At 62.5% G+C, this 18,061-nt stretch carries 15 protein-coding genes; 10 read left to right on the top strand and 5 right to left on the bottom strand.

The annotated features are described in order from the left end of the window. The first annotated feature begins 207 nt into the window (after nucleotides 1-207). A complete protein-coding gene (locus FK219_RS08605; protein WP_152583709.1) occupies nucleotides 208-858 on the top strand; it encodes a GTPase domain-containing protein in 651 nt (216 codons plus the stop codon). Nucleotides 859-1,106: 248 nt separating this feature from the next. On the opposite strand, the gene FK219_RS13975 is transcribed toward FK219_RS08605, so the two are convergent. Then, nucleotides 1,107-1,232, bottom strand: coding sequence for a hypothetical protein (locus tag FK219_RS13975; protein WP_268888670.1), 126 nt, complete (start codon nucleotides 1,230-1,232; stop codon nucleotides 1,107-1,109). Between the two features lie 136 nt (nucleotides 1,233-1,368). Between FK219_RS13975 and FK219_RS08600 the strand changes: the two genes are divergently transcribed. Next, nucleotides 1,369-2,157, top strand: a complete 789-nt coding sequence (locus FK219_RS08600; RefSeq protein WP_152583708.1) for a hypothetical protein — start codon at nucleotides 1,369-1,371, stop codon at nucleotides 2,155-2,157. Here FK219_RS08600 and FK219_RS08595 read toward each other — a convergent pair. Then, nucleotides 2,123-3,001, bottom strand: coding sequence for an LEM-3-like GIY-YIG domain-containing protein (locus FK219_RS08595; RefSeq protein ID WP_152583707.1), 879 nt, complete (start codon nucleotides 2,999-3,001; stop codon nucleotides 2,123-2,125). The genes FK219_RS08600 and FK219_RS08595 overlap by 35 nt on opposite strands. Nucleotides 3,002-3,015: 14 nt before the next feature. Beyond that, nucleotides 3,016-3,297 (bottom strand): hypothetical protein, encoded by a 282-nt coding sequence (locus FK219_RS08590; RefSeq protein WP_152583706.1) that lies wholly within the window; start codon nucleotides 3,295-3,297, stop codon nucleotides 3,016-3,018. Between the two features lie 128 nt (nucleotides 3,298-3,425). Here FK219_RS08590 and FK219_RS08585 point away from each other — a divergent pair, with 128 nt between their 5' ends. The 5 genes from FK219_RS08585 to FK219_RS08565 all read left to right on the top strand — a co-directional run bounded on the left by FK219_RS08585 (nucleotide 3,426) and on the right by FK219_RS08565 (nucleotide 10,616). After that, entirely contained in the window at nucleotides 3,426-5,429 is a 2,004-nt protein-coding gene (locus FK219_RS08585) for a type I restriction-modification system subunit M (RefSeq protein ID WP_152583705.1), read from the top strand. Continuing rightward, the gene (locus FK219_RS14135) at nucleotides 5,426-6,607 is read left to right on the top strand and encodes a restriction endonuclease subunit S (protein ID WP_152583704.1); all 1,182 of its coding nucleotides are present in this window, start codon (nucleotides 5,426-5,428) and stop codon (nucleotides 6,605-6,607) included. Before FK219_RS08585 ends, FK219_RS14135 begins: the two co-directional genes overlap by 4 nt. 74 nt (nucleotides 6,608-6,681) lie before the next feature. Next, on the top strand, nucleotides 6,682-7,218 hold the full coding sequence (locus FK219_RS08575; protein ID WP_152583703.1) for a GIY-YIG nuclease family protein: 537 nt from the start codon (nucleotides 6,682-6,684) through the stop codon (nucleotides 7,216-7,218). 19 nt (nucleotides 7,219-7,237) lie between these two features. Further along, nucleotides 7,238-9,340: a GmrSD restriction endonuclease domain-containing protein gene (locus tag FK219_RS08570; RefSeq protein ID WP_152583702.1), complete on the top strand. Its 2,103-nt coding sequence runs from the start codon at nucleotides 7,238-7,240 to the stop codon at nucleotides 9,338-9,340. Between the two features lie 187 nt (nucleotides 9,341-9,527). Further along, nucleotides 9,528-10,616: an MmpS family transport accessory protein gene (locus tag FK219_RS08565; RefSeq protein WP_165638084.1), complete on the top strand. Its 1,089-nt coding sequence runs from the start codon at nucleotides 9,528-9,530 to the stop codon at nucleotides 10,614-10,616. Nucleotide 10,617: 1 nt separating this feature from the next. Here the strand turns inward: FK219_RS08565 and FK219_RS08560 are convergent, their stop codons facing one another. Beyond that, the gene (locus FK219_RS08560; RefSeq protein ID WP_152583700.1) at nucleotides 10,618-11,790 is read right to left on the bottom strand and encodes a Fic family protein; all 1,173 of its coding nucleotides are present in this window, start codon (nucleotides 11,788-11,790) and stop codon (nucleotides 10,618-10,620) included. 350 nt (nucleotides 11,791-12,140) lie between these two features. After that, a complete protein-coding gene (locus tag FK219_RS08555) occupies nucleotides 12,141-13,265 on the bottom strand; it encodes a PASTA domain-containing protein (protein ID WP_152583699.1) in 1,125 nt (374 codons plus the stop codon). Nucleotides 13,266-13,425: 160 nt separating this feature from the next. Between FK219_RS08555 and FK219_RS08550 the strand changes: the two genes are divergently transcribed. From FK219_RS08550 to FK219_RS08540, 3 genes are read left to right on the top strand one after another with little or no spacing between them, the layout of a single operon-like run. After that, complete coding sequence (locus tag FK219_RS08550) at nucleotides 13,426-16,479, top strand: type I restriction endonuclease subunit R (RefSeq protein WP_152583698.1); 3,054 nt, start codon at nucleotides 13,426-13,428, stop codon at nucleotides 16,477-16,479. Further along, entirely contained in the window at nucleotides 16,479-17,198 is a 720-nt protein-coding gene (locus tag FK219_RS08545) for a TY-Chap2 family putative peptide chaperone (protein WP_407941903.1), read from the top strand. The genes FK219_RS08550 and FK219_RS08545 overlap by 1 nt, the downstream gene beginning before the upstream one ends. 42 nt (nucleotides 17,199-17,240) lie before the next feature. Next, complete coding sequence (locus tag FK219_RS08540; protein WP_407941899.1) at nucleotides 17,241-17,915, top strand: DUF6994 family protein; 675 nt, start codon at nucleotides 17,241-17,243, stop codon at nucleotides 17,913-17,915. Nucleotides 17,916-18,061: the final 146 nt, after the last annotated feature.

Genomic DNA, 18,061 nt, shown 5'->3' with positions numbered 1-18,061 from the left:
CGACGAACCCGGCGTGCCTGGAAGCCCTTGGGCTACCACTCGACCGAATTTGTTGTCACGTGGCCCTGATATGCGGCTGCTGTCCGGGACGACGACTAGGGTGAAACGCGAACAAGACTCGCCGAGCCGCGCTCTATGTCGTGCTGCCCGGCCAAAACGAGTCCCCAAGTCTTCGACCGCCAGGAGGTCTGCACGATGCCAGTTCCGGTGATCATCGTTGCGGCTGCTGTCGCGTTCTCCGCAGTCGGCGCGGCTGGACTGGTGCTCGCCATCAATCGCCTCCTAAGGTTCCTGGCCAACAAAAAGCTGACAATTCTCGGAGCTCAGCGGGTGGGCAAGACCACTTTGTTTCAGACGCTTCGTGACGGGAAACCACCGAAGAGATCGAAGTACACAGTTGACCCCGAGCCCGGCATGGAGTTCACGTTGAGGCTCAAGGGAAAGGACGTTCGGTTTGCGATTCCGAAGGATATGCCTGGTCATGATGGTGTCGCGTTTCCCACGTGGCGAGCAGCCTTCGAGAGTTCCGATCAGGTGTGGTACCTATTCAGAGCTGATCTGATCGCGAGCGGGGATGTCGCGACGATTCAGCTAGTGACTTCGCACCTCACACTCCTGAAGGTCTGGCTGAAGAGCATGAGCGGCCCGAAGCCGAGCGTACTTCTGGTGGGGACATTCGCTGACCAAGTTTCCGATTATTCGCACAGTCATGAGGATGTACTTAAGCGAGTAGCGGACTGTGCACCCATCAAGGCGGGCCAGGTCCAACTCAACAATGCCGAGCTTGTTGTCGGTTCGTTGGCCAACGCCCGGATGGCGACAACAATGGTGAAGACAATAGAACGAGCAATCTCGTGATCGCCGTCTACGTTCAGTCCGAAGTCCGCCAAGGCATCGACGTGGCAGTTGACGGTGCAGTTGTCGACGCCCAAGAGTCGCGGTTCGTTGATCTTCGGAGTAGATCAATCACCCTCAATCTGCGGCGTAAACCGATCCGAGTCGATAGTGTTCTGGTTCGTGTTGGCAGGGGCATCGCTCGACTGGAGTTTGAACCCGGTGCAGCCCGCGACTCGTCGCCGATCGTCGTTGTGGTGACGTCACGCGAGCTAGCTCGCGAACGGCAGGACGTAGTCGAGTCCGTCGTTCGCACGGCTCGTGCCCTCGATTGCAACCTGAATCCCGCACAGGTCGAAGCGGGTCTCCGCGTTGCGGCGCGACTCGCTCGTGATCATGAAGTGACACGGATCATCTTTGTAGGCGCCGGGGCCGCGCTCATCGGAATGTGCGCGTCCACGTTGCTTCGAAGCGCGGCAGCAAGGCGTCGACTCACATGATGCTTCCAATCACAGATTCAGGAGAGTGGACGCCGTGACTGAGCTCATGCCCAACGCCAGGATGCCTAGGTCGGTGCTCGTTGCGTCGGACGCACTTTATCTGCAGCTCGCTAGTGACCCCGACACGATCGGCCTTCTTCAGCGAGTGGACGCGATGGTCGTTCCCTACGCCGCAAATCCACTCTTCAATGAATCGAGAGTCTTGCGGGTCAGAGAGCACTTGGATCTTCGAAGTCAGCTTACGGAGGGTTCGATTCTCATCAAGAATCCCTTCGATCTCGACTCGTTCGAGATTGCGGAGAACGCGATCGCCGCCTTCACTGCGGACAAGTACCGCGTCATGGCGAAGCTCGCGGCGCTCCTCGGGGCGGTTGAGGTGACGTTGGGTGAGGCGCGGGTCGAATCGGAACGTGCCGAGTGGTCTGGTGATCTCAAGAGTCGCTTCAAGATCGGCAGCGGCGCGTCAAGCGCGAAGAGAGAGGTCCGAGGGCAGGTGACCTCGCGTATCAGCGCTCACTTGACCTTTCCGGGAGGATCACCGTCTCTTGAACAGGCGAGGGAGCATCTCGATCGGCACAACCTCTCTCGCGATAACGAGCTCAATGCGCTCGTTCAGCTGCGGGAAGGTCCGTACCCGGTCATCCGTTTCGAGATGAAGATGAGCGGTACAAAGGAGCTCGAGTCGAGTCTTCGTTGCGCACTCGACCTGGCAAACGCCGGGCCGGTGAAGCTACTGCAGATCGGGGGGTCGTTCACGAAGACCGCCAATGTCATCAAAGACATCGAGATCACGACGACGATTGACTTTCCGACTCCGGAGTAGTGCCCATCGGTGCGATGAGCGGGGCATCTCCGAGCCGATCCACCTGGATCGATCCGAGCCCGGCGACAATTCGCGTGGAGTTCAGAACCCATTCTTCGGGCCGGTATCCCTGCAAGAACTTCCGATACATCACCTGGTTCGGGAACACTTCCCGAACGTGAGTGCCAACAACGTGCTCGAGCTCAACCGCACCGGCGCCGTTGAACCCCCAGCGGTTCTGCCCGGCGTCCCACTCCATCTCAGACTCGAACCAGTCATCGATCCGGTACGCACCGCGCACCACTCCGTGCGCAATGCCGAGGCAGTACCGGGCACGCGCCCGCACGTCTGGGCCGACCTTCCAATGCCCTCGCGTGGTGTCGTAGACCTGCTTCGCGTTCATGTCCGCACGCCAGCCACGCTGCATCTTGACCATGATGACCGGGGCTTCGATCGCGGGGCACGGCGCCGCCCCATACCGAGCCACGACAGCCGGTAGTGCCGCCAGTCCGAGAAGCCCCGAGTCATGCCCCTTCACGAGATTCGTGAGTGGATGCCCGTCGGCCAGAAACGCGTCGATGACAGCCTGCTCGACCGCAAACGCTTCAGACTCGCCGAGCTCAGTGCGCAGGAAAAGCAGCTCGACCTCGCGCCCTTCGCTCTCGATCTCATTGATGGTGCGCAGTTTCGCTCGCTCCGACGTCGGGTTGTTGCCCGCCTCGATGACATGCGAGTTGATCCGGGCCCCTTTGCCTTTGCCCACGTAGAAGATCCGTCCACAGCGAGGGTCCCTCAGGGCGTAGACGTAGTACCGAAGTTGCGCGGCAACTTCGTGCGGAATGTGGACGACGAGTCGGCCGCTCATGTTGAGGTTCCGAATCACTGACCTGTGGAGGTCGCGCGACGCCAGTTCGCATAGGCGACTGTGGCGGCCACATTGATGTGAGCGGCAACGGCCGACGCGAACGCTTGTACGAGCCAGCCAGATAGGGCGACTCCGACGGCCGCCCCAACGAAGTACCCGGCTTGCCCCGCGGAAATGGAATTGAAGGCGCCGAAGACAAGAAGCGCGGCGGCGATGAGTGAGAAGACCAGGTATCCGACACCTGCATTCTTTAGATACTCCGCAGTGTTGATCGCTCGATCGGTTTGAACTCGCACGACTACCCCTGACTGATCATTCATTGCTGATTGGGTCTCAAAATACTCTGCACTGGCATGAGCCGCACCTACAACTCGCTCGCTGACTAGGCTCGAACCACACCACAATTCAGGAGCCTCCCTCACCGATGAGCACCCCGAGCACGCCGAGCCCCTCGAACCCCGCGGCCAGCACTCCCAACCTCTCCGCCTTCATCTGGGCCATCGCCAACCTCCTCCGCGGTACCTACAAGCAAGCCGACTACGGCAAGGTTGTCCTCCCGTTCACGGTCTTGCGCAGACTCGACGCCGTCCTCGAGCCCACGAAGCAGGCGGTCCTCGATGAGGCCGTGAAGCTCAAGGGCAGCTCGGCTGCCGACCATGTGCTCCCGGCCATCGCCAAAGCCGACTTCTTCAATACGAGCAAGTACACCCTCGCGACGATCGCCAACGACCCGGCGAACGTGAAGGCGAACCTCACCGATTACGTCAGCGGCTTCAGCGCCAACGTCCGCGACATCTTCGACCGCTACAAGTTCGCCGAGCAGCTCGTGACGCTTGAGGAGAACGACCTCCTCTACCTCGTGCTGCAGAAGTTCGCCGAAGTCGACCTTCACCCGGACCGTATCGACAACAACCAGATGGGCTCGATCTTCGAGGAACTCATCCGTAGGTTTGCGGAGACGAGCAACGAGACAGCGGGTGAGCACTTCACCCCGCGCGAAGTCGTGCGGCTGATGGTCAGCCTGTTGTTCACCGAGCACCCCGACGACGAACCGAAGAAGTCGCTCACAGTGCCGGGCGCCGTGCGCACCGTCTACGACCCCACCGCGGGAACCGGCGGCATGCTCAGCGTCAGCGACGAATACGTGCGCGAGCACTTCCCGAGCGCCAAGCTGCGGCTCCACGGCCAGGAGCTCAACGCCGAGTCATTCGCCATCGCGAAGGCCGACATGGTCATCAAGGGCCAGGCGATCGGAGACATGGTGTGGGGAGACACTCTCACCACCGACGGCCACATCGGCAAGACCTTCGACTTCGGCATCGCCAACCCGCCCTTCGGCGTCGAGTGGAAGAAGCAGCAGAAGCACGTCACCGACGAGCACACCCAGCGCGGCTTCGACGGCCGCTTCGGCCCAGGCCTGCCCCGCGTGAGCGACGGCTCCCTTCTCTTCCTCCTCCACCTCGTCAGCAAGATGCGCCCCAAGCGCGACGGAGGCGGGCGCGTCGGCATCGTGCTCAACGGCAGCCCGCTGTTCACGGGCGGCGCCGGCTCAGGCGAGTCGAACATCCGCAAGTACCTGTTCGAGAACGACCTGGTCGACGCGATCATCGGCCTGCCGACCGACCTGTTCTACAACACGGGCATCGCTACCTACATCTGGATTCTCGACAACGACAAGCCCGCCAGCCGCAAGGGCCGCGTGCAGCTGATCGACGCGACCACCCAGTGGGTGAAGATGCGCAAGTCGCTGGGCAGCAAGCGCCGCGAGATCAGCCCCAAGCAGATCGCCGAGATCGTGCGCACCTACGGCGAGAACGTCGAAAGCGAGACGAGCAAAATCTTCCGCACCACCGACTTCGGATACACGACGATCACCGTCGAGCGCCCCCTGCAACTGAACTGGGCCTTCACCGCCGAGCGTCTGCCGCTGGCCCTCGCCGCGAAGCCGTTGGCGGCGCTGAGCGACGAGGCGCGCGCCACGATCGAGCAGCTCGCCGAGTCGTCACCGATCGATCAGTCGACGGATGCTGATGCCTTCGCGCGCCGCCTCAAGCAGCTGCTCGCGGCGGAGTCGATCACCCTGACCGCGCTCCAGCTGAAAGCGCTGCTTGCCGGCCTCAGCGTGCGGGATGACACGGCCCCCGTCATCCGCGACTCCAAGGGCAACCCGGTGCCCGACGCCGACCTGCGCGACACCGAGAACGTGCCGCTCTCGGAAGACGTCGACGACTACATCGCCCGCGAGATCGCCCCGCACCTCGAGCACTTCTGGGTCGACCGCAGCAAAGACAAGGTCGGATACGAGATTCCCTTCACCCGCCACTTCTACCAGTACGTGCCGCCGAGGTCGCTCGACGAGATCGACGCCGACCTCAACAAGCTCATCGCGGAGATCATCGTTCTGCTCGCCGAGGTTGAGAAGCGGTGAAAGCGAAGTTCGCGGCACCCGATGTCCGGGATGCGGTCGACCCGTCAGATCTTGACCGCGAGGTTACCCACTACGCCATCCCGCATCTCGAAGAGTTCGGTGTGCCGATCGTGCAACACAGCTCCGAGATCGAGAGTGGCAAGCTCCTCGTCAAGCAGGGCGACGTGCTCATCTCAAAGCTGAATCCTCGCAAGTCACGAGTATTCAAGGTTGGCGACCATGACGTCCGCCCGGTCATCGCTTCGGGTGAGTTCATCGTCTTTCGCCCGCGCCGTTGTCATCCTGATTTTCTCGCTTACCTCCTTCAGTCCGATATCGTCACGGGGCTGCTTTCCGCATCGGCCAAGTCGGTCACCCGCAGCCATCAGCGGGTCGACCCTGCGACAGTTCGAAACATCGAGCTTCCCGACGTGTCCGTGGAGGAGCAGCGGCGAATCGCGGAGTTCCTCGACCGCGAGACCGCCCAGATCGACGAGCTGATCGCCAAGCAGGAGCAGCTCATCTCCACCCTCGCCGAGCGCGAACGTGCACTCCTTCGGCACTTGATCGGAGAGGTCTCGGCACACGAGCCTCCGGCTGTACTCGGGCTACTAGCCCGGGTCGGGAACGGGTCGACTCCAAGCAGAGAGCGACCAGAGTATTGGCTCGATGGTGGGTTTCCATGGCTCAACAGCAGCGTTGCCAATGCTGATTACGTTCGTGAGCCGAGCGACCTGGTCACTGATCTCGCACTCGTGGAATGCCATCTACCCCTCGTGGCCCCGGGGAGCACGCTTGTCGGGCTTACGGGACAGGGACGAACACGCGGCATGGCCACGCGTTTGAGCATTGAAGCGACAATCAGCCAGCACCTCGCCTACGTCACCCCTGGCCGAAGGCTTGAGCCAGAGTTTCTCTACTGGGTCTTGGTGAATGAGTACGAGACGTTCCGCGAGACCAGCGATGGCAACGGGGGCACCAAGGGTGGCTTGACGTGTGAAGCGATTCGGCGGACGAGAGTGCCCGTTCCGCCCCTAGATCAACAGGCGCAGGTCGCATCGACCCTCCAATCATCGGCTGACACGGCAAGGTCTGTCAGGCAACGTATCGGGCGAGCCATCGAACTGCTGAGCGAGCGACGCCAAGCTCTCATCAGCGCGACCGTCACGGGTCAAAATGAGGTGGGGGGAGCACCCTGAGCTCGCTTGATGCTCTGGTCGGTGATGCCCTCGCATCGCTCACCGCGTCGGGGCTCCCGATCACGGAAGCCGCCGTGACGGTGCCCGCGAAGCCGGGGCTGTACGCGGTGCACGGCTCCGCGTGCGCGTTCAGCGACCTGGACATCGCCGAGCGCGAGCCGGGCATCCCGCTGTATGTGGGCAAGGCGCAGAAGAGCCTGGCGTCCCGCGACGTTCGGGTGCACTTCAGCATCGGCACACCGAGCGGTTCGACGACCGGTCAGTCGACCCTGCGGCGAAGCCTGGCCGCGCTGCTGGTCGACCATCTGCAACTGCGCCCGGTGCCGCGCGAGAAGGCGCCGCCGCACCGCTTCGCGATGTTCGCGCTCGACGAGCCGAGCGACGCCCGCCTGACTGAGTGGATGCACGAGCACCTGCGCCTCGCGACCTGGGTTATGCCAGCCGAAGCGGGGGTTTCGCTAGGCGCTGTCGAGTCGGCGGTCATCACTCGGTTGGTGTCGCCCCTCAACCTGTCGGGATCTCCGAATCCTCAGTTCGACCTGAAGGCAGCGCGGGCTCGGATGGCGCGGCGGGCGCGAGAGTCAGTGCAAGCAGGCAGGATGGAGTCATGATGAGCAGAGGTCGCAATCGATGAGCGCAATCTTCAAGACGGTGGCATGGCAGGCGGGGTCGTTGATTTCGTCGGTCGAGAACGGGACCATTCAGTTGCCCGACCTGCAGCGGCCATTCGTGTGGCCGGGCACCAAGGTGCGCGACCTCTTTGACTCGATGTATCGGGGCTATCCAGTCGGCGAGTTGATGTTCTGGGATGTCTCCGCCGATGGGGAGACCCGCGCGATCGCAGGCGCGTCGGCGCAAGACGCGCAGCACCAGATCGTCGACGGTCAGCAGCGGCTCACCAGTCTGTATGCCGCGGTGAAGGGGCAGCCGGTTCGCGATGAGAACTACCGCGACAAGAAGATTGCGATCTCGTTCAACCCGTTCACAGAAAAGTTCGAGGTGCAGACCCCTGCATTCATGCGATCAGCGGAGTGGGTCGCAGACATTTCGACCTGCTTCGAATCGCCCATCGAAGCGTTGCAGGACTTCCTCGAGCGCTATGAAGAGTCGGGTCGCGAGATCGACAGGGAAAAGCGCACGAAGCTGGGCAAGGTCTTCGTCAAGCTGCACGGTCTGCAGAACTACTCGTTCGACGTCGTGCACATCCAGAAGGATGTCGAGAAGCGCACGGTCGCTGACATCTTCGTGCGCATCAACTCGGAGGGCGTCAGCCTGAAGGCCTACGACTACATCTTGACCTGGCTCAGTGTGTTCTGGCCCGACGGCCGGGAGCAGATCGAAGACTTCGCCCGCAACTCACGCATGTCGCCGGCGCATGCAAGCGCCATGGCAAAGCGCACCATCAGCTGGACCGCGCAGAACCCGTTCATCGATGTCGAGACGGGCCACGTCGTTCGCGCGGTCGTGGCAATCGGTCAGAACAGAGCGAAGTTGACGGATGCCTACAACGCGCTTCAGGCGAAGGACCGGTCATCGGGTCTCGTCGACAGCGATCGACAAGAACGGGAACTTGACCTGCTGAAGGAGGGCCTGCCGGTCATCATCAATCCCTTGCACTGGCAGGAGTTCATCCGTTCGGTGCAGACGGCGGGATTCCGCTCGCGCAAGGGCATCACCTCGAACATGAGTCTGGTGTCGAGCTACGTCTACTTCTTGCTCGGCCGCACCCGCTACGGAGTCGACCTGCCGACCCTGCGCGTGCTTACAGCGCGCTGGCTATTCATGTCGCAGCTGACCTCGCGATACAGCACCAGCAGCGAGTCTCAGTTGCAGAAAGACCTCGATCGCTTCAGTGTTCTCGGGCAGGGCGACGCAGCAGGTTTCGCTCGCATCACCGACGAAACCATCGCCACAGAACTCACGGCTGACTTCTGGGCCTATCGGGTTCCCGACCTGCTCATCACGTCAATTGCTGCGCTATCGCCTGCGTATCAGTGCTACATGGCGGTGCTGAACGCGATGGACGCGGATATGTTCATGCTCGACATGAAGGTGCGCGACTGGATGGACCCGAACCTTCCGGTTGTGAAGGGCGTAGAAGGTCACCACCTCTTCCCGCGGTCTTACCAGGAAAAGGTGCTGGGCACGACCGACATCAAGCGCATCAATCAGGCCGCCAACTTCGCGCCAACTGACTGGGACACGAACATCTTCATCGGCGACAAGCCCCCGGCGCAGTACTGGGCGGAGCTGGTTGCGAGCCGTGGCGCGGATCCGGAATGGCTCGCCAGACAGCACTACTGGCACGCGTTGCCTCACGGTTGGGAGAAGTTGGACTATGAGGAGTTTCTCGCCCAGCGTCGGCGACTGATCGCCGAAGTGATCCGCGACGGCTACCTGAAACTCAGCAAGGGTGAGGTTGTCGAGCCGACGGACCCCACACAGGTCGAACTCCCGGCAGTCGTTGAGCCGTCGCTCCGGGAGCTGATCGATCAGTCACTGCTGAGTGTCGGCGACTTCCTCGACCCGGTCGACCCGAACTGGGTGGTCGACGCCGCTGTTACCGATGACGGCACGATCATGATCGATGGAGTGCACGAGTTCGACTCGCTCGACGAGGCTGCACATCACCTCGGTGTGACCAGCATGAGCGGCTACGAATTCTGGGCGCTCGAGACCGAGGAGGGGCTTGTGCCTCTGCGCGAGTTGCAGAGCAGAGTGATCAACACATAGCGGAAGAACGGCTTCGAAGGGTTCGGGTGACGAACGTGGCGGGGTAGCGCGATACCCGCGCGCGAACGTGACGGGGGTTCGTGTCAAGATCATGTTCATGGTCACTGAGTCGCCTGTGAACGAAGCCCCGCCGTCAGTCTTGGAGTCGCTGAGACGGTGGCTTTCGCGCCCCTTGGCTATCGGTGTCATGGCCGCCGTCGGCGTGGCGTTGGCGGTCGTTGCCCTGATAGCCGCGAATCGAGTAGCGATGCCCGAGCTAGTGGGGCTTGACCACGCCTCTGCGCTAGAAGAGATGGACGAGGTTGGCCTTAGCCTCGACGATGATCAGATCAACTGGGATTCGTCTGTGGAGCGAACGTTTCAGGTCGTGGCAACGCAGAATCCCTCCGCGGGCGACACGGTCTGGCGCACTGTTGAGGTGCAATTGCGTATGGAACCCATGCGTGTGACGGTTGCCGATGTGCGCGACCTGACGCTCAACCAGGCCCGCCAGGTTTTGGGAGAGCTCGGCCTTGGCATCCAGACCGAGTTCGGGGACGATCCTGTGGCGACCACCTGGCAGGTGCTCGCACAAAGTCTGTGGCCGGGCAGCAATGCGAGTGCTGGAGACAGTATTGAACTCGAGCTCGATGTCCCTGAAGTGGCGGTGCCACAGCTGGTGGGTTCCGCCCTCGGTGATGCGACCAGTGCCCTACAGCTTCTCGGCTTCACGATCGCGCCAGATATTGCCGAGGCCGAATCTGATTGGGAGGTGATGTCACAGAGCGTGCCGGCCGGCGAAGCTCGCCGCTACGGAGGCGCTGTTGAGGTGGCTGTCCTTCCACCGCTGGTCGAGGTTCCGAATGTCGCTGGTCTTGGGCTTTGGGAGGCCGAGTCGGCTCTTGAAGGAGCAGGATTCACTGTCACTCTTCGGCCAGAGGACGGTGCTTCTGATTGGACAGTGCAGACTCAGAGTCCAGCTGGCGGCGCCCAGGCACGCGACGGATCGGCGGTCACGTTGACACTGCGCGAGCCGCGCATTGTCTTCTCGGTCTCGGGCAACGGCACTCGGGCATTGATCACCTGGGCGGTGCCGGGAGGGTCGTTCTCGATCGGACAAGAGAACAACGCGAGCCTGCCGTGGAGCAAGTCCTTTCCCATGACGTCCGGCTACAAGGGAAACCTCAGTGCCCAGATGCTCAATGGCAGCAGCATTACCTGCACGATCACGGTCAACGGCCGCGTGACGAGCCAGATCACCTCGACGGGCCAATACTCGATAGCGTCATGTGGCTAGCTCAGCGACGCCTGGCCCGAGAGGCGAAGCCGTCGAGCAATTCGAGGACCGCTGGTGCTTGCCAAGCGCGGTTGCGGGCTACACCGCTTAGTGGAACCAGCACCCCTGCGGCCTCGAGCCGATCGATCGCGGCTGCGGCGGAGGTGTAGGCGACACCGAGCAATTCGGCCGCGCGTGTGACGTCGATCACGGGGTGCGACGCGAGCAGGTCGAGTAGCCGCCTCGCGCCGCTGCCGCGCCGAGCATCCACTCGTGACTCCCACTCCATGCGCAGTTGCAGCAGACCGGTGACGAGTCGGTCGGCATTGTCGATGCTGCGCCAGGTGGCGGCGATGAACTGCTCGATGATCGGTTCGATGTCTCCCGCACGGTAGGCGGTGAGCGCGTCGAAGTAGTCGCCGGTGTGGGACAGCAGGCCGGCGGAGACGGGGACGGTGACGCTGCGGGTGACGCCGTGGTAGCGCAGCATTGCTTGGACGAGGGCGCGACCGGTGCGCCCGTTGCCGTCGGCGAACGGGTGGATCGTCTCAAACTGTGCGTGCGCGAGCGCCACGTGCGGCAGCACCAGCAGGTCGGTGCGGCGCGCGAAATCCATGACGTCGAGCATGAGCTCGGGCACGCGTGCATGGTGTGGCGGCACGAACTCCGCCGAGTGGGGAGTGTTCGCGAGGCCTCCACCGATCCACACCTGCTGGTTGCGCAGGCCGACCAGGTCGGGGTGATGCTGGCGGAGGAGTGCTGACTGCATGGCGAGGACGCTGTCGACGCTCACGTCATCGGCGAGGTCGAGGGCGGCCTGCATGGCCCGCACGTTGGCGACTATGAGTTCGGCATTGGAGCCCGAGCGGCGCCCCAGCTCGGCGAGGGCGATCGCTTTGGCGCTGGAGGTGAGCCGCTCGATCTCAGAGCTGGAGGCCGACTCGGTGCGTAGCAGGATCGCGGCCAGTGGTGCCGGTATCTCGCCGACGCGCGCGTCGAATGCTGTGAGGGCCGCTTGAGCATCGGCCGCCTCGGCCGCGAGTCGGCCGTCGATGGTGGGGTTGACCGAGGCGATGAGTGGGGGAACGGTCGCGCGGTAGGGGCCACGGGCGCGGAGCTGCTGGCGACGGGACGCCGTGCGCTCGAGGTCGCCGTGCCAGGGGTGTTCCTCGTACGTGACCGTCGGCCATGTCATGACACCACTACTCCTTATTAGTGTTTAGTAGCATAAACGCTAACAAGGGCCAGCCCTGCTTTCGTTTCAGACGTTCGCAGCGGCGGATCGTCAGTGACCTCTAGACGATGGACGAGTCGAGCGAAGAACGCCTGGCAGAGTGGAGGCACGCGGCCCCGCGCCCCGCCCAAAGGGCCATCCCGGCCGCGGCCGAGCTCTTGCTCGGGACCGTCGAGTCGGCGTTCATCCGGGCTGTTAGTGCTGCCGCTCCACAATTCGGATGGGCCCTGGTTGCCGCTCGAACTGTCGGCAGCCCGGTTGGGAACGGCGAAGCGCGCGAAGGAGTTGGCTTTGTCGGGCCGTGCGGTTTGCTAGCGCTCGTAGCAGATCCCGTCACCGTCTCCGTCGCGGCAGTTGTAGTGGCCGGATTCCACTAGCCGCTCCAGTTCAGCTTCGCGCGCAAGACGTTCTCGTTCTGCTTCGCGCCAGGAGTCGATATATGCATCTCGGTCGGCTTCTGCCGCTCGTCGACAGTCGCCCACTGTTCCGATGTACTTCCGCACGGCCTCGTCACCTGCCTGGGCGATGTATCGAACGTAGTCCACCGCTTGAGAGGTGATGCTGCTGCGGGGACTATAGAGTTCGAATGCGACGGTGCTTTCCCCGTAGCTATCGAGACCGATACCTCCTTCCATGGAGAGGGAGTCGGGTACCCACCATCCCGTGCGAATCAGGCGCTCATTGACTGAGTCTTCGGGAGGTGTGACGACGGGGTCGACGCTTCTGCCCTCAAGCACGTGAATGAAGCCAGCGTCTGCATACTTCTCGCTCATCACCACGAGAACCCTTTGGCCGATCGGCAGTTCTCCCACCAACGCTTCGCGAGCGGCGTCCAGCCCCTCCTTCAGCGCAGACCCGCACCCCGGTGCGAGTGGCGAAATCAGGTCAAGTTGCACGGGTTTGGCATCTACGAAAACCGTAGAGATGCCCACTAACCCATCGCGCTCATAGCCGGTGATAGTCCCGGTGAACATGCGCTCGTCCGTGTGCAGATCGAACGCAAGGGTGTCGGTCACTTCGGACGTAATTTCGTCGTGCTTTAGCGCACGCAGGTCGACGTAGGTTTTTTCGCCGGCCGGTCGTCCAGGTGCGAAGTTCTGCCAGACGACAGTCCAGTTCGAGCGGTTCCAGATATTGCGCTCGTTCCAGGCGTCTTCGTCGTTCACGTTCAGTCGAAGTCGGTTCGCAAGGTCGATTGCGTCATCGAGGTTCATGCCGACAAACTGGGGAATACGGAGATCATCGTCGAGCGGCCAGTATTCACGGACCTGGGTGACCCCACCGGCAACCTCTTCGTCAGAGTCTGTTTCGGGAACGTCCGTCGTTTGTAGGGCAGGTTCCTCCCGGGGAGGCGCCAGTCTGTCGAGAGAGATGCAACCAGAAGTCGAGAGCAACAGAGCGACCACCAAAACAGCGGTCTCGCGTCGGAAGAGCATTTTCTGATGCTATCCGTGAGAGGCGACACGGAGTCACTCTCGCACGCGGCCATGGTGGTCACCACGGCCTTGACCGAGTTCGCTACATGACGGTCGCTCGTTCTGACTACTCTCGACTGAAGAGAAATCACCCGCCGGGCAACATCAGTGAGGGAGCAGCGTGGCCATCCACAACGAGAACCCGTTCGAGCGGGAAATCTGCGAGCACCTCGCCGCGAATGGGTGGTTGTACTCGCCGAACGATGCGGGCTACGACCGCGCGCGGGCGCTCTTCCCGGAAGATGTCTTTGCCTGGCTGGAGGCCACGCAACCTGAGACTCTGGCGAAGGCTGTTCGCTCGGAGTCGCGGGAGCGCGATCGTGAGGCCCTCCTCGACCGACTCGTTAAGTCGCTCGACGCTCCCTTCGAAGCGTCGGGAGGTCAGCAGGGCGGCACGCTCGCCGTGCTGCGCCGCGGCTTCACGAACGTTCCCCACACGTTCCGCATGGCGCAGTTCAAGCCGGCCGACGACCTCAACCCGACGACCACTGATGCCTACGCGCAGATGCGGGTGCGCGTCATGCGGCAGGTGCACTACTCGACGAAGAACCAGAACAGCATCGACCTGGTGCTCTTCGTCAACGGTCTGCCCGTCGCGACGATCGAGCTGAAGACCGACTTCACCCAGAGTGTGCAGAACGCGATCACGCAGTACCGGCAGGATCGCCAGCCGAAGGGTGAACCGCTGCTGGGCTTCGGTCGGCGCGCACTCGTGCACTTCGCTGTATCGAATCGTGAAGTGCACATGACCACGAAGCTCGAGGGGGAGTCGACGCGCTTCCTGCACTTCAACCGTGGCGACAATGGCAGGTCGGGCAACCCAGCCAACGCGGAGAGCTCGTCGACCTCGTACCTGTGGGAACGGGTGCTGCAGCGTGACGCGTGGCTGGACATCTTGGGCCGGTTCATGCACCTGCAGGTCTCGAAGTCTGTCGACCCCGTGACGGGGGAGGTACAGAAGCGCGAGACTCTCCTGTTCCCGCGCTTCCATCAGTGGGAGTCGGTCACGCACCTCATCGACGCCGCGCGCACCGAGGGGCCTGGCCATCGGTACTTGATCCAGCACTCCGCTGGTTCGGGTAAGACGAACTCGATCGCCTGGACCGCCCACCAGTTGTCGACTCTGCACCACCCGGACGGTGCGAAGGCGTTCGACTCGGTCATCGTCGTCACCGACCGAACGGTGCTCGACTCGCAGCTGCAGGATGCGATCAAGCAGATCGACGCCAAGAGTGGCGTGGTCGTCGCGATCGACGCCGCCGGCTCCGGGTCGAAGTCTGAGCGGCTGGCGGCAGCCTTGACCGCGAAGGCGCCGATCATCGTCGTCACGATTCAGACGTTCGGCTTCGTCGCCGAGAAGCTCGGCACGCTGCCCGACCACTCATTCGCGATCATCGCGGACGAGGCGCACTCCTCGCAGACAGGCACGACGGCGAGCAAAGTCAAGCAGGTGCTGTCGCCCGACGAGGCCGCCGATCTCGACGACGGGGGAGAGGTCGACATGGAGGCGCTGCTCGCCCTCCAGATGGAGTCTCGCGCCAACGCCACCAACATCTCCTACTTCGCGTACACGGCGACGCCGAAGGCGAAGACACTCGAGCTGTTCGGCCGCAAGGATGCCGACGGCAAGCCGCGACCGTTCCACCTGTACACGATGCAGCAGGCGATCGAGGAGGGCTTCATCCTCGACGTGCTCAAGAACTACACGCCGTACAAGGTGGCTTTCAAGCTCGCGCACGCCGGCCAGGAGTACGACGCGGATGCCCCGCTCGTCGATCGTTCCGCCGCCGTGAAGCAGCTCATGAACTGGGTGAAGCTGCACGACTTCAACATCAGCCAGAAGGTGCGCATCATCGTCGAGCACTTCCGCTCGAACGTCGCCTGGCGACTGGATGGGCGCGCGAAGGCGATGGTCGTGACCGGTTCCCGCATGGAGGCTGTGCGCTACAAGCTCGCTCTCGACGCCTACCTGGCTGAGTCCGGTTACACCGACTTGAACGCGCTCGTCGCCTTCTCGGGTGAGGTGCGCGACGCCCAGTCGGGGCCGGAGCCGTTCACCGAGTCGAACATGAACCAGGGCGTGAAAGGCCGTTCGCTGCCGCAGGCGTTCGAGTCTGACGACTACCAGGTCATGCTCGTGGCCAACAAGTTCCAGACCGGGTTCGACCAGCCTCTCCTGGTGGCGATGTACGTCGACAAGAAGCTCTCCGGAGTCACCGCCGTGCAGACCCTCTCACGCCTCAACCGCACGGCCACGGGCAAAGACTTCACGTGCGTGCTCGACTTCGTGAACGATCCGGAGGTCATCCGGGAGTCCTTCGAGCCGTATTTTCGGGATGCCCGGCTCAGCGACGTCTCGGACCCGAATGTGGTCGTCGACCTGCGCGCGAAGCTCGACGCATACGGCGTGTGGGAGTGGCATGAGGTTGAGGCTGCCGCGACCGCGCAGTTGCTCGCCAAGGGCAACAACGCCTACTTCGCGGCGATCGAACCCGGTCGCAGTCGCTTCGTCACCCGGCTGCAGGCCGCGCTGAACGACCACGACGCCGCGGAGGCGGAGCGGCTGTACCTCTTCAGGTCAGACCTCACCGCCTACGTCAACGCCTACGACTTCCTGTCGCAGGTAATCAACTTCGAGAGCACTGACCTGGAGAAGCTGTCGATCTACTCTCGCGGGCTCGCGCGTCTCATCCGCGAGGAGAACATGCGTGTGCCGATCGACCTGGCCGGCGTGCAACTCGTGAGCTACTCGATCAAGAAGCTGCCGGATGCCGCGCTAGGTCTCGAGGGCGATGTCGAGCTCGATCCGCAGACGGAGACGGGTACGAAGGCGCCGAAAGATCCTGACCTGGTGTTGCTGGAGGAGGCGGTGGAGCAGCTGAACCAGCTCTTCGACTCGACTGACTTCACGGACGCCGACTTCGTGGGCATGGCGACCCACGTGGCGGGCAAGGTGCGCGAGAACGACCAGATTCGAGAGCAGCGCGCCGCCAACTCAGAGAAGCAGTTCCTCGCGAGCCCCGACCTCGCGACCGCAGTGGTCACGGCGATCATCGCCGCGCGCGAGAACAACGGCAAGATGGCTGACGAACTCTTCGACGACCAGGCGAAGCTCACGCAGTTCGTGTCGATCATCGGCAAGTTGCTCTACCGCCGTGGAGATGAGGCCGCGTGATGAGGGACGACGCGCCAGAGCCGTCCCACCGCCAGGTTGTCCCCGCAAGCTGGTGGCTGGCAGCTGAATTGGTTCGCCGTCATCCAGACATGGTGGCCTACGAGATGCATCCAGGGGGAGGCATGTACGACGTGCTCGCTCTGGTGCTCCCTCCGTATGAAGAGAACCCGACGCGTGTGATGCTCAACCGCGCGGGCTCGATCCAGGTGCACTCGGGCAATCAGATGCACAAGGTTGCCACGTGGAGCGACTTCCTTTTCAGTCGGGAGCCACGGCGAACTGTGGCCTTGATCGAACGTGCGGCGGGGTTGTCGATCGTTGAGAAGGCGCCTGCCAGCGGGGCCCGCGCAATCGCATACCGATACATTGCGCGACTGCTGAGCATCACTGAAACGGATCGACATGTGTGGGACGTACGTAACGAGTTCAACGACAGTTCGGGCGACTTGTTCGACGAGGTTTCTCCGTATCGCGGCTATCTCAGCGCCTTTCCTTTGGCCGAGGCCGATAGTCGCGCCGCGCCGCGCATTGGCATCTGGAGTGAGCCTCACGCGCACTTCTGGGCTTTGCTCCGCGACGAAACTCCGATCGGACTGGTCAGCAATCATGGTCTGCTGTATGTGGGGCGCGACCGATTTGACCTCATGGAGGAGTACGTGAGCGACGGGCGAAAGCTGTTGCCATGCGTCGTTCGGACGTTGGGCCACCTACTGCCGTAAGCGCCGTCCTCCTCCGAACCGCAGCGGGAGTATCTTGCACGGATGTCGGCAAGGCGAAGTAGTGTCACGCTCATGAATGGCGATGAAGACCTCGACACTGGCTTTGACCTGAGGTCAGACACTCCCGAGGGCAAAGACCCCGACACGTACAGCCCTACTCTGCGGCGGTACCACCGGATGCTCTGGAGCAAGGAGCTGCCGAATGGGCAGGTCTTCGAGCTGGTTCCGGAAAAGCGCACGGTGTATCTCGCGCATGACTCTGATCTCGGCAGGTTCGTACTCTCGAGCGACACCATTGCTTCGTCGCACCGGAAGCGGCTCAACCATTTCTACTCGCAGCTCTCGGATGAGGAGAACGAGCGCTTTCACCGCCAGGGGTACACGATCGGCGGAACGATGGTGTTTCCCGGTGTGCCAGTCAAGGGCAAGCAGACGATCAACCAGCGCCGAGGTACGCACCGTGAGATCGAGGATCGTTTCGACCTCACCCTGGAGTGCATCCGGCGCCACTACGACGGGGAGTCAAGCCCGCTCGCCGAGACGCTCGCTGCGTACTCATCATTCTTCGACCTCTTCGAGAGCTTTCAAGGCTACGTCGACTTCTTCATCCTGAACGACCTCGTGACCGCTTCGGGCGATGTCGATTTTCTCCATCCGTTCACCGAGTTCAAACGCAACCACCTTCCCGACAGAGTGGAGTCCCGCATAGTGGTGTAACCCACGGTGGTCGCGCACGTCGTTGCTGACGTGAACGCGGTCACCGTGTGATCCTTCGAGGAAACTCTCACATCCCTCTCGAAAGGCATCAACACGATGACCGCTCCCCACATTGTCGACCCTGCAACGGTGCTCGGTGAAGCCCT

The organism is Microcella pacifica, assembly GCF_009371975.2.
GTDB lineage: Bacteria > Actinomycetota > Actinomycetes > Actinomycetales > Microbacteriaceae > Microcella > Microcella pacifica.
The sequence above is the reverse complement of the archived record's forward strand: the minus strand, read 5'-3'. Positions and strand labels throughout refer to the sequence as shown.